Annotated in this window: 16 protein-coding genes and 1 riboswitch; of the genes, 5 read left to right on the top strand and 11 right to left on the bottom strand. The window is 67.1% G+C overall.

Going from position 1 to position 15,286, the window contains the following annotated elements:
* The first annotated feature begins 2 nt into the window (after positions 1-2).
* The 3 genes from JQT59_RS27535 to JQT59_RS27525 all read left to right on the top strand — a co-directional run bounded on the left by JQT59_RS27535 (position 3) and on the right by JQT59_RS27525 (position 3,666).
* Positions 3-1,097, top strand: coding sequence for a Glu/Leu/Phe/Val family dehydrogenase (locus JQT59_RS27535; RefSeq protein ID WP_213572750.1), 1,095 nt, complete (start codon positions 3-5; stop codon positions 1,095-1,097).
* Between the two features lie 82 nt (positions 1,098-1,179).
* Complete coding sequence (locus JQT59_RS27530) at positions 1,180-2,304, top strand: methyltransferase (RefSeq protein ID WP_213572749.1); 1,125 nt, start codon at positions 1,180-1,182, stop codon at positions 2,302-2,304.
* Between the two features lie 93 nt (positions 2,305-2,397).
* Complete coding sequence (locus JQT59_RS27525) at positions 2,398-3,666, top strand: MFS transporter (RefSeq protein ID WP_249353857.1); 1,269 nt, start codon at positions 2,398-2,400, stop codon at positions 3,664-3,666.
* Here the strand turns inward: JQT59_RS27525 and JQT59_RS27520 are convergent.
* The 6 genes from JQT59_RS27520 to JQT59_RS27500 all read right to left on the bottom strand — a co-directional run bounded on the left by JQT59_RS27520 (position 3,641) and on the right by JQT59_RS27500 (position 8,910).
* Positions 3,641-4,666 carry an ABC transporter substrate-binding protein gene (locus JQT59_RS27520; protein WP_213572748.1) on the bottom strand — a complete coding sequence of 342 codons (1,026 nt, stop codon included), beginning with the start codon at positions 4,664-4,666 and terminating at the stop codon, positions 3,641-3,643. The two genes, JQT59_RS27525 and JQT59_RS27520, sit on opposite strands and share 26 nt — an antisense overlap.
* Before the next feature lie 163 nt (positions 4,667-4,829).
* Positions 4,830-4,964 carry a hypothetical protein gene (locus JQT59_RS37780; RefSeq protein ID WP_257792473.1) on the bottom strand — a complete coding sequence of 45 codons (135 nt, stop codon included), beginning with the start codon at positions 4,962-4,964 and terminating at the stop codon, positions 4,830-4,832.
* Between the two features lie 95 nt (positions 4,965-5,059).
* The gene (locus JQT59_RS27515; protein ID WP_213572747.1) at positions 5,060-6,451 is read right to left on the bottom strand and encodes a T3SS (YopN, CesT) and YbjN peptide-binding chaperone 1; all 1,392 of its coding nucleotides are present in this window, start codon (positions 6,449-6,451) and stop codon (positions 5,060-5,062) included.
* 70 nt (positions 6,452-6,521) lie between these two features.
* The gene (locus JQT59_RS27510) at positions 6,522-7,208 is read right to left on the bottom strand and encodes an ESX secretion-associated protein EspG (RefSeq protein WP_249353855.1); all 687 of its coding nucleotides are present in this window, start codon (positions 7,206-7,208) and stop codon (positions 6,522-6,524) included.
* A 17-nt stretch (positions 7,209-7,225) separates the two neighbouring features.
* Positions 7,226-8,221, bottom strand: coding sequence for a hypothetical protein (locus JQT59_RS27505; protein WP_213572745.1), 996 nt, complete (start codon positions 8,219-8,221; stop codon positions 7,226-7,228).
* 125 nt (positions 8,222-8,346) lie between these two features.
* Entirely contained in the window at positions 8,347-8,910 is a 564-nt protein-coding gene (locus JQT59_RS27500; protein ID WP_213572744.1) for a hypothetical protein, read from the bottom strand.
* Positions 8,911-9,082: 172 nt separating this feature from the next.
* Between JQT59_RS27500 and JQT59_RS37775 the strand changes: the two genes are divergently transcribed.
* Positions 9,083-9,205 carry a hypothetical protein gene (locus JQT59_RS37775; RefSeq protein WP_283254021.1) on the top strand — a complete coding sequence of 41 codons (123 nt, stop codon included), beginning with the start codon at positions 9,083-9,085 and terminating at the stop codon, positions 9,203-9,205.
* Positions 9,206-9,208: 3 nt separating this feature from the next.
* Here JQT59_RS37775 and JQT59_RS27495 read toward each other — a convergent pair whose 3' ends face one another.
* Complete coding sequence (locus JQT59_RS27495; protein WP_213572743.1) at positions 9,209-10,234, bottom strand: alpha/beta hydrolase; 1,026 nt, start codon at positions 10,232-10,234, stop codon at positions 9,209-9,211.
* Between the two features lie 166 nt (positions 10,235-10,400).
* Between JQT59_RS27495 and JQT59_RS27490 the strand changes: the two genes are divergently transcribed.
* The gene (locus tag JQT59_RS27490; protein ID WP_249354670.1) at positions 10,401-11,774 is read left to right on the top strand and encodes a WS/DGAT/MGAT family O-acyltransferase; all 1,374 of its coding nucleotides are present in this window, start codon (positions 10,401-10,403) and stop codon (positions 11,772-11,774) included.
* Between the two features lie 33 nt (positions 11,775-11,807).
* On the opposite strand, the gene JQT59_RS27485 is transcribed toward JQT59_RS27490, so the two are convergent.
* The 4 genes from JQT59_RS27485 to JQT59_RS27470 form a co-directional block, all read right to left on the bottom strand.
* Positions 11,808-12,620, bottom strand: a complete 813-nt coding sequence (locus JQT59_RS27485) for an ABC transporter ATP-binding protein (protein ID WP_159921050.1) — start codon at positions 12,618-12,620, stop codon at positions 11,808-11,810.
* On the bottom strand, positions 12,613-13,434 hold the full coding sequence (locus JQT59_RS27480) for an ABC transporter permease (protein ID WP_213572741.1): 822 nt from the start codon (positions 13,432-13,434) through the stop codon (positions 12,613-12,615). Before JQT59_RS27480 ends, JQT59_RS27485 begins: the two co-directional genes overlap by 8 nt.
* Complete coding sequence (locus JQT59_RS27475) at positions 13,412-14,440, bottom strand: ABC transporter substrate-binding protein (RefSeq protein ID WP_213578130.1); 1,029 nt, start codon at positions 14,438-14,440, stop codon at positions 13,412-13,414. The genes JQT59_RS27480 and JQT59_RS27475 overlap by 23 nt, the downstream gene beginning before the upstream one ends.
* On the bottom strand, positions 14,437-15,159 hold the full coding sequence (locus JQT59_RS27470) for a TenA family protein (RefSeq protein ID WP_159921054.1): 723 nt from the start codon (positions 15,157-15,159) through the stop codon (positions 14,437-14,439). Before JQT59_RS27470 ends, JQT59_RS27475 begins: the two co-directional genes overlap by 4 nt.
* Positions 15,153-15,248, bottom strand: a riboswitch (TPP riboswitch). Its footprint overlaps the gene before it by 7 nt.
* Positions 15,249-15,286 lie beyond the last annotated feature (38 nt).

Here is a 15,286-nt window from a genome sequence, read left to right as displayed (position 1 = left end):
AGATGACTCTCACCGTCGAACGTACAGATACTGCGCTGCCCGAGAAGGCTGGTGTCTTCGGACGCACCGACTTTCCCGCCGACTCGGCGCACGAGCAGGTCACGTTCTTCCAGGATCCCGCCACCGGCCTGAAGGCGATTGTCGCGATTCACGACACCACACTCGGACCTGCCCTCGGGGGCACCCGCTTCTACCCGTACGCCGACGAGGCCGCCGCGCTCGAGGACGTGCTGCGGCTGTCGCGGGGCATGACCTACAAGTCGGCGATCGCCGGAGTGGACCTCGGCGGCGGCAAGGCCGTCATCATCGGCGACCCGGCCACCGGCAAGTCGGAGGCGCTGCTCGAGGCGTACGCCCGCTTCGTGCAGACGCTCGGCGGCCGGTACATCACCGCCGGTGACGTGGGTACCAACTCCGACGACCTCGACGTCATGGGCCGCGCCACCGACTACGTCGTCGGACGCAACACATCCGCCGGCGGGTCCGGCGACAGCGCGCCGATGACCGCGCTCGGTGTCTTCCAGGCCATGAAGGCCGGCGCCCAGGCCACGTGGGGGACCCCCAGCCTTGCCGGGCGCACCGTCGGCGTCGAGGGCACCGGCAAGGTCGGCTACCAGCTGATCAAGTTGCTGCTCGCCGACGGCGCCTCGGTGGTCGCCACCGACGTCAACGCCGCCGCCCTCGACCGGGTGGTCCGCGACTTCTCCGAGGTGAAGGTGGCGTCGAGCGTCATCGATCAGAACCTCGACGTGTACGCGCCGTGCGCGATGGGCGCCACCCTGACCGACACCTCCGTCGCCGCGATCACGGCCGAGGTGATCTGCGGTGCCGCCAACAACCAGCTCGCCCACCCCCCGGTCGAGCACGACCTCGGCGAACGCGGCATCACCTGGGTGCCCGACTACGTCGCCAACGGCGGCGGCATCATCCAGGTGGCCGGCGAACGCATCGGCACCCCGGCAACCGACGTCCGCGCGCAGGTCGAGAAGATCTTCGACACCGTCGTAGAGATCCTCGACACGGCCCGACGGAACGGCATCCTCGCCGGCGCCGCAGCCGACGCCGTCGCTGAGGCCCGGATCGCTGCAGCCAGGTAGGCGGCTCCGCCGCCCGTGAGTGGTTAACGAGTCCCTGCACTCGTTAACCACTCACGGGCGCGAAGCGCCTACGCTCTCCCTCATGGAAAACGAGTTCGTCCGCTGGACCGAGGACGGCACCGAGCATTCGGCGGTGTGGCGGTCTACCAGCGGTGCGAGGCCGCCGAAGAAGATCCGGGTGGCAGACGACACCATGACAGCCGACGAGGCCTACCGTCTCGCTTGCGAGGGGACCGCGCTGTTGTGGCGCGGCGACTTTCACAACGCCCGGCAACTGTCCGTCGCAGTCGCGAAGCGTACCGACCGCAAACCGCGCAAGGCCTCGGACGACCCCGCGACCGCATTTCACTTGCACCGGCAGACGCAGTCGAGGCGGGCGGGAATTCTCGGCATGCTGCTGGTCCCGTTCGACGCCGATCAGTCCGTTCCGTTGCGACGGGCTCCCGACGTGCGGCAGGCCGTGCTGGAGGCCTACGGGCCGAGCGATCAGCCCACGGTCACCACTCTGCGCGACCTGCTCGGCGCGATCGGTGCACACGAATGGCAGAAGAAGGGCGTCGACATTCCGGCCCTGGGTGCCAGAATTCATCCCGGATACGGCGTGTTTTCCCCGATCCGCGGCGAATATGTCGACCTGGTAGCGGACACCCCGCTGCCGTCGCTCGAGAAGGCATTCGACATCGGCACCGGAACGGGTGTGCTCGCGGCCGTTCTCGCCCACCGCGGCGTGAAGAAAATACTTGCCACAGAGGTTGATTCGAAGGCCCTCGCCTCCGCCCGGGCCAATCTGGAGCGACTCGGATACTCGGACCGCGTGCAGCTGGTGGAGACGGACTTGTTCCCTGAAGGTCGGGCACCCCTGGTGGTGTGCAATCCGCCGTGGATCCCCGCCAAACCCACCTCGCCCATCGAGTACGCAATCTACGACCCCGACAGCGCGATGCTCCGCGGCTTCCTCGGGGGTCTGACCGAGCACCTCGAACCCGGGGGAGAGGGCTGGCTCGTGCTCTCCGACATCGCCGAGCATCTGGGACTGCGCAGCCGGGACCAACTTCTGGCCCTCTTCGACGAAGCCGGACTTACCGTCGCCGGACGCCGCGACGTGACACCGCGGCACGGAAAGGTTGCCGACCGCACCGACCCACTGCACGCCGCGCGCGCTCGGGAAGTGACGTCGCTGTGGCGGCTGGTGCCCTCGACGCGATAGGCCGGGACGTGGCGCACCGAGAAATACCCGTGCGCCATAGGGTGGTGAGTTGTGCCGCCGCCTTCTCCTTCTTCGCCTACCCGCTTCCAGGGTGTGTTTCCTCGGGCACGGGCGTTGCCGCCGCCGGTGAAACTGCTGTTGTCGTCGATGGTCCTGTTCAACGTCGGCTTCTACCTGGTGGTCCCGTTTCTCGCCGTCCATCTGTCCGACGATCTCGGCTTCGCGGGCTGGGCCGTCGGGCTCGTCCTCGGTCTGCGGATGTTCAGCCAGCAGGGCATGTTCTTTCTGGGCGGCAGCGTGGCCGATCGGTTCGGCGTCCGCCCGGCCGTGCTCGTGGGGATCGCGATTCGGGTGGTCGGCTTCCTGGTGCTCGGGTTCTCGGACACGATGATCGCGGTGGTTGTGGGCGTGCTGCTGATCGGTGTCGCCGCCGCCCTGTTCGCCCCGGCCGTCGAGTCGGCCAATGCCGTGTACGGCAGAAAGCTGCAAGAGCAGGGCGTCATGCGGCGCACGGATCTCTTCGCGATGGAACAGATGTGCAGCCGCACGGGGACGGTGATCGGGCCCGCCCTGGGGGCCGTGCTATTGGCATTCCCGTTCTCGTGGACCGCGGTCACGGCGGCGATGCTGTTTGCGGCGATGTGGGTGGGTTTCTACCGTTGGCTGCCCGCCGACGACGACGCCGCCGTGGCAGTGCGGGAGGCAACCACGCTGCGGTTCGTGTGGCGAAGTGTGCTGACCAACAAGAGCTTTCTGGTGTTCGCCGGGCTGTGCAGCTTCCAGTTGCTGGCCTACAGCCAGCTGTATTTGATGCTGCCGGACCAACTCGAGCGGGGGCTCGGCTCGCAGGCCGCCCTCGGCTGGTTCTACGTCGGAGCCGCCGTGTTCGTGATCGTCGGTCAGACTCCGACGGTGGCCTGTGCCCACCGCATCGGGCACCGGGCGGCAATCCTCGGCGGGCTGACCCTGATCGCCGTGTCATTCCTCGCTCCGGTCGCCGGTGCCGGACAGGCGGCTGCGCCGCTGATCCAGATCGTCCTGTTGGCAGTGTGGGTGGTCGTACTGCACCTGGGACAGATGCTGATGATTCCTCCGATGCGCGACACGATCGGCGCCCTCGCCGGCGAGACCAACCTGGGTGCACACTTCGGGATGCTCAACACGATCGGCGGGGTGCTCTGCCTGCTCGGGTCGCTGGCGGTGGGGGCGATCTTCGACCTCGTCGATCTCGGTCGTGTCCCAGCGGCCACCTCCTGGGTGGCGGTGTCCGCTGCCGTGTTCGCCGCCACCGCCGCCCTCGCCGTGTGGACGGCCCGCGCCGGAGCCGTGCGCGCGATTATGCCCCGACGGGTGTCCGGTTGATCTTGTCGACGAACTGGTCGAGAACGAACGGGATGGTCAACGGGTTCGGCATCGACACGGCATCGCTCACGACGGGATCGAGTCCGACGAGCCCACCGGATCGCACGACCTCGAGATTGGTGAACGCCGGCAGGGACGTGAGCCGCTCGCGAGCCGCGTCGTAGTTGTCGACGAGCAGCACGTCGCCGTCCAAGAGGTCGAGGTTTTCGGGGGAGACGTCGAAATAGAGCGCGTTGTCGAAGCGGGTGCTCAATGCGGCGGGCAGCACGAAGCCGAGCTGGGTGAGCAACTGGCTGCGAGCAGCGGAGGGGCTGAAGGCACGCAGCGACCCGTCACCACGGACCGTCACCAGGACGGCCGACTTGCCGGCGAAGTGAGGGTTGGCGGCGCGCGCGCGAACGACGGCTTCCTCCACCTCACGGACCTGCTCGGCGGCGCGTTCGGGCAGCCCGACCGCGGCACCGATCCGCTGGGTCACCTCCTGCCACGGCAGCACCCAGTCGGTCTGATCGGCCGCGTGGAGCACGGTCGGGGCGATAGCGCTGAGCTGCTGATACGTGCTCTCGTTGATCGCGTTGTTCACCGCCACGATGAGGTCGGGAGCCGATGCGGCAATCGTTTCGACGTCGAATGAGCTGGTGGCGTTGGCCAGCGCTATCGGGTCGGCCCCGCCCAGGCTCGCGTCGGCCCACTGGCCGATACCGTCGTCGACAGAACCCTTCCAGACCGGGACGAGGACGGGAATCACGCCGAGGGACAGCAGAACGTCGGCGTCACCGATGCCGACAGCAGCGACCCGCGTCGGTGCCTGGGTGAGGGTCGTGGATCCGTGCACGTGGTCGATGGTGACCGGAAAGGCCCCCGGCTCTGCGCCAGAGGCGTTTTCACCGGCTGCGGCGGGCGACGAATCGCTGTCCGAGCCGCATGCTGACACGGCAAGACCTGCGACGGTCGCGAACGTCAGGGACAACACGGCACGTCGACTGAGGGTGGAAGGCATGAGGCAGGGTCCTTTCGAGCACTTTGGGTACCCTAATATAGGCGACGGGCCGGGCGGCCGGTTGGGCGAGCACTCGGGCCCCAATGGCGACTAGTGCGGGCTGGGGACAGCACAGTGCGCCGTCACGGTAGTCGGAACTACCACAACGGCGCACTAATAAGGTTCAGCGCTTCTTGACGTGCGAGACGATCTCGGGATCGACCTGCCCGTTCGACTTCGACTTCTTGTCGGCGCGCTTTTCTTTCAACGACTTGCCGGACTTCTTGGACATGGAATTGCGGGGCGATTTGTCGGCCATGGACTCATCCCTGAACAGCGGAACCTGGACGGTGCCGATAGTGCCGACACTACGCCACATTTCGCGTAGACCGGACCAATCACAGAAGAGGGCCGTCAGGACGACGGGTCGTCGAACAGAGTCTGCTCTTCCGGGTTGTTGAACAGACCCATCTGCTCGGGCCGCGGCTTCGTTTCGGAAGCTGGATGAGGGGGCGGAAGGACGATCGTGCGCAGAGCGTCACGCAGATCCCCGACTACCCGCTCCCAGCCGTCGGCATGCGAATCGGACGTCTCGGCCATCGCCGTCTCGGCGTGCTGACGGAATTCGTCGGCGTCCCGGCGGAGCTGCGCGACCCACTCGGTACCGGTGTTGAGCAGCGACACGATGAGGTCGCGGTCGTGACCACAGACGTCGGCGACGACCGCGGCATCGGTACCGCCGTCGCCCTCGGGGTCGAGGTGGAACAACGTGAGCAGTTCGTTGGGCAGTTCGGCGGCCGTCATGCGGCTTTCGACGATGATGGCCGGCTCCTCATCGGGGTCGTCGTCCCGGCGGAAGAACAGCTGTCCGCCGAACCGCGCCGCGAAGTCACCGTCGACGGTCCTCAGGAAGTCGGAGAACACCTTGCAGCTGTCGGTGAGGTGCTGCGGGACGAACGGATTGCCCGACACCTCGAGGAACGCCGACAACCGATCGTCCACCAGTACGAACTTGATCCGCGACCACGTCCGGTTGAGGTCCGCGGTGACCTCGGCTGCCCGGGTGCGGTCGCTGATGTCGTGGATGAGCGGCGCGAAGAGCTGAACATCCACCGAGTCGGCGAGCGGGCCGATGAAGAGGATGGTGTTGCCGACCCGAATCGGAACGTCACCGTCGGGGTCCCGCTCGGGTAACAGGCCGAGCATCGGGACCAGGGACAGCGTGATCAGCTCGTGGAGATGCTCCGCGTCGCGTGGAACGACTGCTGCGGCGGGATCGAGCTGGGTGACCAGGGGCGGACGCACCGCGACGGGATCGAATGCTGCGGCCGGGTCGGTGCTGGACGTTTCGGTGCTCAGGAACGCCGGATGCGTCACTCCCCACACGTCCCGGAACGCGGCGACGGTCATCGCGGCGAGCTGATCGGACCACGACTGCTTCTTGTCGACGAAGAACGCGGGCGACCCGTCGTCCGCCTCGTCGTCCGGACCGCGGGTCGGTCGATTCCAGCCCAACTCGGTGAGGTAGGACTGTTCGGCGTCCGACAACATGCGGTCGGGGTGCAGATAGTGGTTGGACGGCACCTCGCAGCGCACCGTGTCGCCGTCCCAGACGACGAATTGGATGCAGGGCATCAGTCCACGAGATTCGTCGAGCTCCTCGAAGCCCGATTCGAGTACCAGAAGGTCCTCGTCGCGCATCGCTGCCAGGTAGTCGGCGAGGCGACGCTGGAACTCGGCCCAATCGCGATTTACGCTGACGTCCAGATCGAAGTCCTGCATGTCTGCTCCGTCCGGCTCGGCCACGGGTCACCTACTTTCGCCCTACACGGTAGTCGCGAACGCCGACACCGCAGCGCGGGAGGGGACGAAACGCTCAGACGGGGTGCCCGGCGTCGATACGTCCCGTCAGCCGGTCGACTGCGGCGAGGAGGTCCCAGGACGTGCCCGGCTCCACCGCCACCGTCGTATCACCCCACACCAGGTAGCGACCGTCGCCGTCGATGTCGCGCCAGGCGAGACCGCCCACCGGTTGCGAGGAGCGCCGCCCACCCCGGATCACCACGATGGTGCCCTGGCTCGTCGATGACTGCTCGAGGAGCTTCGTGACCGCACGGGCCCGCAGGGACCGCTCTGCTGGTCCGGTCATCTCCGCGCGGGTGACCACGGTGCCGGGGGCGTGCCCGGCGTCGACGTCCGGAAGCTGGGCAATCAGCTGGCGGGCGAGGTCGTAGGGCTCGCAGCGGCGGAGCACCACTTCGGCGCCGGCATGCTGATGGGCGGCGATCGCATGCCCCCGGGCCGTGGCCCCGAGCAGTCGGATCGGGGTGTTGCTGCACTCGCCCAGAGAACCCGAAATCTCGATCCGCAGTTCCGGCTCGGCGAGCACCACGAGCGCGGCCGTGAGGTGGTCGTGTTCGGGACCGGACAATTCGTCCCTGACTCTGCTCTGCTCGGCTGCATACTCCGCGGCGTCGGCTTGTCGGCTCCCACCACGGAAGGGAAACGGGAGACGATCCTGTCCGGTCTTCGCCCACAGCGCCGGGAATTGCCCGGCGCTCAACGTCCACTGCGTCACGCTCAGCGGCCGATCACAGCCGGGGATACGTGGGGCAGTGTGCCGATGACCGGACTCCCAGGATCGATGTTCTCGAGATACGTGTGCTCCTCTGCGGGCGCCTGCTCACCGGTGCCCCTCGACTGGGACTTCGCAGCCGGCTTCTGGGCAGGCGCGGCTGCCGACGCCTGGTGGGCAGCGACCACCCGGTTGGCGTACTGAGCGACCCCGCCACCGACGGCGCCGGCCAGGGCCGCACCCGCCACGGACCCCGAGCCCGAGCCCGTTCCGGCGGGCACATCGTGCTGTCGGGGTGCGTCGGTGAAATCGTCGTGAGGGCTTTCACCTCGTCGGTGCTCATTAGGAGAGTCCTCCGGGCGAGTATCTTCTGCCACCTGCGGATCGCTGGGGATCCCGTGTATTCCGTTGGGGCCGTAGTCGAATCCGACGGGCTGGCCAGTGGCGGCGGCGTGCGTCGAAGTAATCTCGCCTGCGTCGGGCGTTCGAGCATCCAGGGTGGGGAGCTGTCCGCCCGCAGTCTGGTTTGCCGACGAGTAGACAGAGCCCATCGCCGCTTTCGCCGCGTCCTCCGCAGCCACGGATTCGGCTTCACCGCTCCAATTCCACGGCATCACCCGCGTCCAGTCTGTGGCGTACCCGACCGGTTCGCCGACAGCTGCCCGGACCGCCTCGGCCCCGGCAATCGCCTCCCGCAGCGCCGCCCCGACGTCGCGGAAGCCTTCACTCGCCGGGTGCGCGCCAACGACGTAGGAGTCGATCGCGGAGGCGGCAGCCCCGGCAGCGGGTCCCCGCCACCCACTCGCGAGCGCACTACGGGTGGCGTCATGAAAAGCGGTGATCGAGTCCTGGAATCGGCGGCCGATCTCGTCCCAGGCGGCCGCCACCGCCTCGGACGTCGCCGGCGACATCGCCTCGACGGCGCCTCTGATCGCGCGGTGGTCCCACTGCTCCGACTGGAAGTTCTCGCCACTCGCCCGGTGGTCGTACTCGTCACTCATGTGAAGCCCTCCCATGCCGGCCACTCTCGGTCCCCGAATGGATCCCCCCGATCCGGCGGGAAGCAACCTTACAGGCGGCTCGACGCGTCACACCATCACGAATCTTCGCGACGGTCCGGCGACATTCAGCGCTGCGGACGGGTGGTCACCGGAGGAATGGTGATCACCGGACGGGTCGTCGTGGTGGTGGTCGGGGCCGGTTGGGCGGGTACTCCCGCTGCGGCCCGTGCGTCGGGCGCCTCGGTGGTGGTGATCACCGGTGCGCGCGTCACCGGGGGCTGGGTGACCGGGGGCTGGGTGACGGGCGCCCGGGCGACCGGAGGCTGGATGACGGGGGCAACCTGGACGGTGGGGCGAGGAACGATCGTCGCAACGGGGGCCGGCGGCAGGGGCGCCGCTGCGGACGGCAACGTTGTGGTGGGGGCGGGCTCGGTGGTGACCGGGATCGCTCGCGGTGTGGTGAGGTCCGCCATCTGCCACGTCGGAGTCGGTGGCACGAAAACCTGGTAGGTCGCGGGCTCGGCGCTGTAAGCACCGGCGGCCTGCAATCCCTCCGAGGACAGCGGGGGTGGCGCCACATACGCATTACTGCTGTCGAACACCCCGCCCGCAGCGCCCACCATGAGGCCCGAGACCGCGGATACAGCGGCAATCGCAAGTGCCCCGATCGCTACGGTTCTGTCGTCCATTCGCTACCTGTCGTCGGCGTCCAAATGCGTCCACCATAGAGGGTGGCCTGCTCGAACGCCGCACGTGTACGCCCGCCGAGCGCATCCGGAAGGTTCGCTCGAAAGTTGCCGGGTTCGGCGCACGCTGACGAGAACTCTTGTTCGGTACAGCCCCCACGATCACGATCGATCGGTGTCCATATCGCTCCGACCGGGGGTAATGATGTCGCTACTCGACAAGTTCTTCCGCCGCACGCCGCTGTCCGCACGAGCCGGGGTGGCTGTCGCTGCGTCCGCCATCCTCTTCGCGTCGTGACGGCTAACTCACCCGTGAGTACTTGTTGACAGCGGGGTGTGCAGAAGTGCTCACGGGTGTGGACTCACGGATGAAGCGGCCGATCTCCCGAATCGCCTTTCTGCCCTCGGGGAGCAGCCCCGCAGCGGCCTGGAAGACGTGCACCTGGCGTTCCCAGATCTGCAGTTCGCACGGGACGCCCGCCTGGGAGAGTCGTTGCGACATCAACTCCGCGTCGACGTACACCATTTCCTGTGAACCGGTCTGGATCAGCGCGGGCGGCATCGCAGCGAGGTCGCCGTCCACGGGGGAGGTGGACGGTTGGTGCCCGCCGCGGGTATCGAGGCGTTCGATGAGTGTCGACAGTGCGCCGACCGCGCGCCGGGGGAACACCGCGCACAGGTCGGCGTTGGGGTGCGCCAGCTTGTTGACCGGATCCAGGTCGGTCAGTGGCGACAGCGCGACATCCGCGGCGGGGCGGGGAAGTCCCTGCCGTAATGCTTCGAGCGTCACCATGAATGTCAGGAAACCGCCCGCGGAGTCGCCGGCAATGACGATCCGATCGGCGGTGTAGCCGTGCGCGAGAAGCCAGCGGTAGCCGTCGACCCCGTCGTCCACCGCCGCGCGGATGGGATTCTGCGGGATCATCCGGTAAGCCACGTTCAAGGTGGACGCCTGGGATTCGGTCGAGATACGAGACACCATCTGCCGGTGCGAATTGATTCCGCAACACAGGAAGGCGCCGCCGTGCAGGTACAAGATGGCCCGGTTGCCGTTCTCGCCGGCGGGGCGGATCCATTCGGCGCGGCAGTGGGGAAGTCGGATCGGCCTCCGCTGGGTCCCACGGACGGGGCCGAGGGAGTACCCGAGATAGTCGACCACCCCGGTGGGCCACGGCAGGTCGGGGTAGCGGGCCCAGCCGTCGAGGAACGGCCGGACGGTGCGCCGGAGGGTGTGCGCGAGGGCAGCAGACTGCACGCTCGTCCCCACGAAGTCGCGCCGGGTCAGCGGTAGCGGCGAGGGGCAGAACTCCGCAGATGCAGTGCTCATGGCCTGCCTCCTTCGGTCCGCGGTCGTTCGGTGACGCCCGTGGTTGGGGTCACCGTTCTTGCGCCGCACGATCTATATCGGAGTTGTGCGCACGGACGCTACGCCCGACGTACCATCCACAGGAAAGTCGTAATGGAATAGTGACCGAGCGGGGGTGAACGTCCAGGTGGGGATAATGCCGGTTACCGATTCGATATTCCTGTTAGGCGAATCGAGGGAGCATCCGATGCATGTCGGGTCGCTCGAATTGTTTACTCCGCCCGACGATGCCGGGCCCGACTACGTGAAGACGATGCTCGACACGATGCTGTCGCACAAGACCGTCGACTCCACGTTCCGGAAGAAGCCGCAAGGTCCCGTCGGCAGCGTCGGCAACCTGTGGTGGGCGGACGAGGGCGACAACGTGGATCTCGAATACCACGTTCGGCATTCGGCGCTGCCGGCACCGTGTCGGGTTCGGGAGCTGCTGACGCTCACCTCCCGGCTGCACGGCACACTTCTCGACCGTCACCGCCCCTTGTGGGAGATGTACGTGATCGAGGGGCTCAGCGACGGCCGGTTCGCCATCTACACCAAGTTGCATCATTCGCTGATGGATGGCGTATCCGGGCTCCGGTTGCTGCAGCGCACGCTGACCACGGACCCCACGGTGCGTGATGCACCGCCGCCGTGGAACTTGCCGCGTGGGGAGAAGAAACCGGACAGCGGCGGTGGTCTGGACCTCGGATCGGTGTTCGGCGCCCTCCGCCGCACGGTCGGTGAGGTGGCCGGTCTCGCCCCGGCATCCCTGCGCATCGCCCGTACCGCGCTGGGGCAACACGATATGAAGTTCCCGTACGAGGCGCCCAGGACCATGCTCAATGTCCCGATCGGGGGCGCGCGGCGTTTCGCCGCCCAGTCGTGGTCGCTCGAGCGCGTCAACGCCGTGCGTAAGTCGGCGGGGGTGAGTGTCAACGACGTCGTGCTCGCCATGTGCGCCGGAGCGTTGCGCCACTACCTGACCGAACAGGACGGATTGCCGGACGCGCCGCTCATCGCCATGGTTCCCGTCTCCTTGCGTGACGAGAAGAAGGTGGACGCCGGAGGCAACTCCGTGGGGGTCACGTTGTGCAATCTGGCGACAGACATCGAGGACCCGGCCGATCGGTTGTCGGCCATCTCGGCGTCCATGTCCCAGGGAAAAGAGTTGTTCAGCAGTCTCACCCCGATGCAGGCGCTGGCGTGGTCGGCGGTCAACATGTCGCCGATCGCCCTGACTCCGATTCCGGGCGTGGTGCGCCTCACGCCGCCGCCGTTCAATGTGATCATCTCGAACGTTCCCGGACCACCGAAGACGATGTACTTCAACGGATCCCGTCTCGACGGGCTTTATCCGACGTCGGTGGTGCTGGACGGGCAGGCCCTCAACATCACCCTCACCAACAACGGTGGCAATCTCGACTTCGGGGTGGTGGGATGCCGGCGATCGGTTCCGAGTTTGCAGCGGATCCTCATCCACCTCGAAACGGCGCTCGCGGAACTCGAGAAGGCGCTGTTGTGACGTGACGTTGCTCGAGCGGGGGGCGCGGCGTGGTCAGCCTCGCCGCGACTCCTGCTCGACCAGCGCGCGCTTCGACTCCTCGTGCAAGACCTCGAGAAGTTCGTGTTCGACGTCCGCGAACTCCGGCGACGTCATCATCGACAGCTCCCGGGGGCGGGGCAGATCCACGGTCACCTCACGCCGGACGGTGGCCGGTCGTGCCGATAGCACGACCACCCGGTCCGACAAGTACACGGCTTCACGAATGTCGTGGGTGATCATCAGCACCGTCCACCGATAGCGCTGCCACACCTCCTGCAACCAGGCCTGCATCTCGGTGCGGGTCAAAGAATCCAGGGCACCGAACGGTTCGTCGAGGAGGAGAACTGGGCGCTCCTGAACGACGGTGCGGAGCATCGCAGCGCGTTGCCGCATCCCGCCCGACAACTGGCTGGGTCGCGCGTCCTCGAACCCGGCGAGGCCGAACACGGGGAAGAGGGCGCGGGCGCGTTCGCGTGCGTCACGTCGGGGCATGCCCTGCACCTCGAGACCGAGGGTGGTGTTGTCGAGAACGGTGCGCCACGGGAACAGAAGGTCCTTCTGCGGCATGTATGCACACTGGGCCGAACCGCCACCGGCCGCGGGCACCGGCGTGCCGCCGATCGTGACGGTGCCGGAGTCGGGTCGGTCGAGGCCGGCGAGCATCGCGAACGCTGTGCTTTTCCCACACCCGCTCGGTCCGATGACCGACACGAACTCGCCCGGTTCGACGGTGAACGACACCGTGTCGAGTACGGGCCGGACGCCGCCGCGGACGGGGAAGGCCTTGGACAACCCGCACAGTTCGACCCGCGCGTCGTCAGTCATTACGGCTCCTCTCGGCGGCGATCCACGGCGCGACGGCACGTTCGACCGCGAAGGTGAGCAGGTAGAGGCTGACGCTGATCACCGCGGTCACGAGCACCGCGGCCAACACCAGGTCGGTCCGGAACGAGTTCTTCTGTGTGGCCATGTAAATGCCCAGACCCGAGGTAGCGCCGACGTATTCGGCGAACACCGCTCCTACGACGGCGTAGGTGATGCCGATCCGCAGGGCCGTGAAAAAGCGCGGAATTGCCGAGGGCAGCCGGACGTAGCGGAACTCCTGCCACCGGGACGCGCCCATACTGCGCAGCAGTGATCCGGCCTCCCGATCGGCCGCCGCGAACCCTTCGATCAGGCCGATCGTCATCGGGAAGAAGGTGGCGAGCGCGATGACGAGAATCTTGGGCAGCAAGCCGAAGCCGAACCAGATGATCATCAGTGGTGCGATGGCGATGATGGGCAGTGTCTGCGACACCACGAACAGCGGCACGAACGCGCGCCGCAGCCACGGCGAGAAATCGACCAGAACCGCGAGCGCCCAGGCACACAGCAGAGACACCGCGAAGCCGATGATGGTGACCTGAAGGGTGGCGGAGGCATGTCCGGCGATGACGTCGCGGGCACGCCACCCCTGCGCGACCACACGGAGCGGCGACGGCAGCACCTGCGGACGGATTCCGCTGACACTGACATAAATCTGCCAGGCGACCACCAGCGCCACGACGACCACGAGCGCAGGGAGTCCCCGCCGCAGGACCGAGGACGTCCCCGGCCCCGCGGAGCGCGAACTCGTCTCAGGGTGTGTCGAGGTACTCATTGGTGAAATATGTCGACCAGTCGGGCTCGGCGGTCAGCGGCGCTCCGTCGGGTCCCGTCAGCAAGCCGTGTTCGAACAGGAATCCCGAGTACCCTGCCCACTTCTCCGTGGTCTGTGTACCGACGGTCCCGGCGGAATCTTTCATGTACTGGGACGAGAGCATCTGCTGGCTTTCCCGCACCAGCGACTCGTCCGGGAACGCACCGGGATTGGCGTCGATCAGCATCTGCGCGGCCTGATCGGGCTGGTCGGCCGCGAACTGGTAGCCCCGCTGCAGGGCCTGGACGAACTTCCGTGCCTCCTCGGGGTGCTCGGCCATCCATCCCTCGTTGCCCTCGATCACGAGTGCATACGCGTCGGGAAATCCGAAGTCCGTGTAGTGGAAGTACCGCATCGGCGTTCCCTGGTGCTCGGCCTCGATGCCTTCCCACGCAAAGAACGACACGGTGAAGTCGGCGGTGCCGGAGTAGACCGCCTCGTACGCGGACGTGCCGAGGGTGACGGTGGTGAATTCACCCTTGCCGCCATCGTTGCGGATGATCTGTTTCAGCGTCGCTTCGCCGTCGGGGTCGGCGAAGCCCGCGTAGATCTTGCCGTCCAAGTCCCGAGGGCGGGTGATGTCGGGGCGGTCCGCCCTGACCGCGATGCCCGTGGCCCAGTGCTGCAGAGGTGCGAGCACGGACTTCGTCTGGGCACCCGCAGCCTTGGAGAAGGTCGCCGAACTCTGGAAACTCACACCGAACTCGGCATTGCCGGCGTCGACGAGCGTGTCAGGGGACGTGTCGTTGTACGGCAGAACCTCCACGTCGAGTCCGGCGTCGGCGAAATAGCCCTGTTCGAGGGCGACGAACAAACCGGTGTGATTGGTGTTCGGCGTCCAGTCGAGGGCGAATCTGATGGTGTCGTCCGACGACCCGTTGTCGGCGCACCCGGCCAGTACGGAGAGTGCGGACACGAGGACGACGGCTGCAGCGGCGGCGCGCTTCGTGCGCGCGAAGAACGTCACGACTTCGGCCACTTCTGCTCGTTCAGGGCGGTATCCCAGAACAGGAGTTCGTACCGGCTGGCGACGACGAACGCCTCGATCATGGCCTCACGCTGCGCTTCGGTGGCGGCATCGGCGGCAGCGTCCACCAGTTCGCGGGCGGTGGCCACGGCAGCGTGGAACTCCTCGGCATCGTAGGTGGTCACCCACTGCGCGTACGGATGCGATGGGTCCGCGGAAAGCACCTCGCGGGCGCTGGCGGCGAGTCGTCGTCCCACGTCGGCGTAGATCCAGAAGCAGGGCAGTACCGCAGCCGCGGCAACCGGATACGGCTCGGTGGCGGCGACGGCGGTCAGATAGGAGACGTACCCGAGGCAGGCCTGCGAATGCTGCGGCTGAGCGTCCGACGCGGGCAACTTTCCGCCGCTCAGCAGATTCTGGTGCAAGCTGGCCTCGACGGTGGCTGCCGTGGCGGCGGAGTTGGCCCAGAATCCGGCCGCGACGGGGTCCGGAGCGTGCGCGGCCACCAGTGACAGCGCTTTCGCATAACCGGTCAGGTACAGAAAGTCCTGTTCGATGTACGTGCGGAACACGTCCAGCGGAAGAGTGCCGTCACCGAGCCGGCGGAGAAATTCGAGCTCGTCGATCGCGTCCCGCAACACCGTGGTCCGGTCCCACAAGAGGTCCGTGAATCGGGTGTGCCGGCCCACGACGGCGGCATCATGGACAGAGCTGTTCACTACAATGACATCCCTTCGTCAGCATTACCTGAGCAGGTTCCCGGGTGTGATCTCAGCCCCGCCCGTGCGGAGCACCCCGTGTCAGAACAAGCCGACCCTAGCACCGCCCGCCGGGAGAGCGGAAAAG

This window comes from Rhodococcus sp. USK13 (genome assembly GCF_018343855.1).
Lineage (GTDB): Bacteria > Actinomycetota > Actinomycetes > Mycobacteriales > Mycobacteriaceae > Rhodococcus_F > Rhodococcus_F oxybenzonivorans.
The sequence above is the reverse complement of the archived record's forward strand: the minus strand, read 5'-3'. Positions and strand labels throughout refer to the sequence as shown.

Bases quoted from the DNA above. Each gene is read 5' to 3' on its own strand.
- JQT59_RS27535 (WP_213572750.1), top strand. From the start codon at position 3: ATGACTCTCACCGTCGAACGTACAGATACTGCGCTGCCCGAGAAGGCT.
- JQT59_RS27530 (WP_213572749.1), top strand. From the start codon at position 1,180: ATGGAAAACGAGTTCGTCCGCTGGACCGAGGACGGCACCGAGCATTCG.
- JQT59_RS27520 (WP_213572748.1), bottom strand. From the start codon at position 4,666: ATGCCTTCCACCCTCAGTCGACGTGCCGTGTTGTCCCTGACGTTCGCG.
- JQT59_RS37780 (WP_257792473.1), bottom strand. From the start codon at position 4,964: ATGGCCGACAAATCGCCCCGCAATTCCATGTCCAAGAAGTCCGGCAAG.
- JQT59_RS27505 (WP_213572745.1), bottom strand. From the start codon at position 8,221: ATGAGTGACGAGTACGACCACCGGGCGAGTGGCGAGAACTTCCAGTCG.
- JQT59_RS27500 (WP_213572744.1), bottom strand. From the start codon at position 8,910: ATGGACGACAGAACCGTAGCGATCGGGGCACTTGCGATTGCCGCTGTA.
- JQT59_RS27495 (WP_213572743.1), bottom strand. From the start codon at position 10,234: ATGAGCACTGCATCTGCGGAGTTCTGCCCCTCGCCGCTACCGCTGACC.
- JQT59_RS27485 (WP_159921050.1), bottom strand. From the start codon at position 12,620: ATGACTGACGACGCGCGGGTCGAACTGTGCGGGTTGTCCAAGGCCTTC.
- JQT59_RS27480 (WP_213572741.1), bottom strand. From the start codon at position 13,434: ATGAGTACCTCGACACACCCTGAGACGAGTTCGCGCTCCGCGGGGCCG.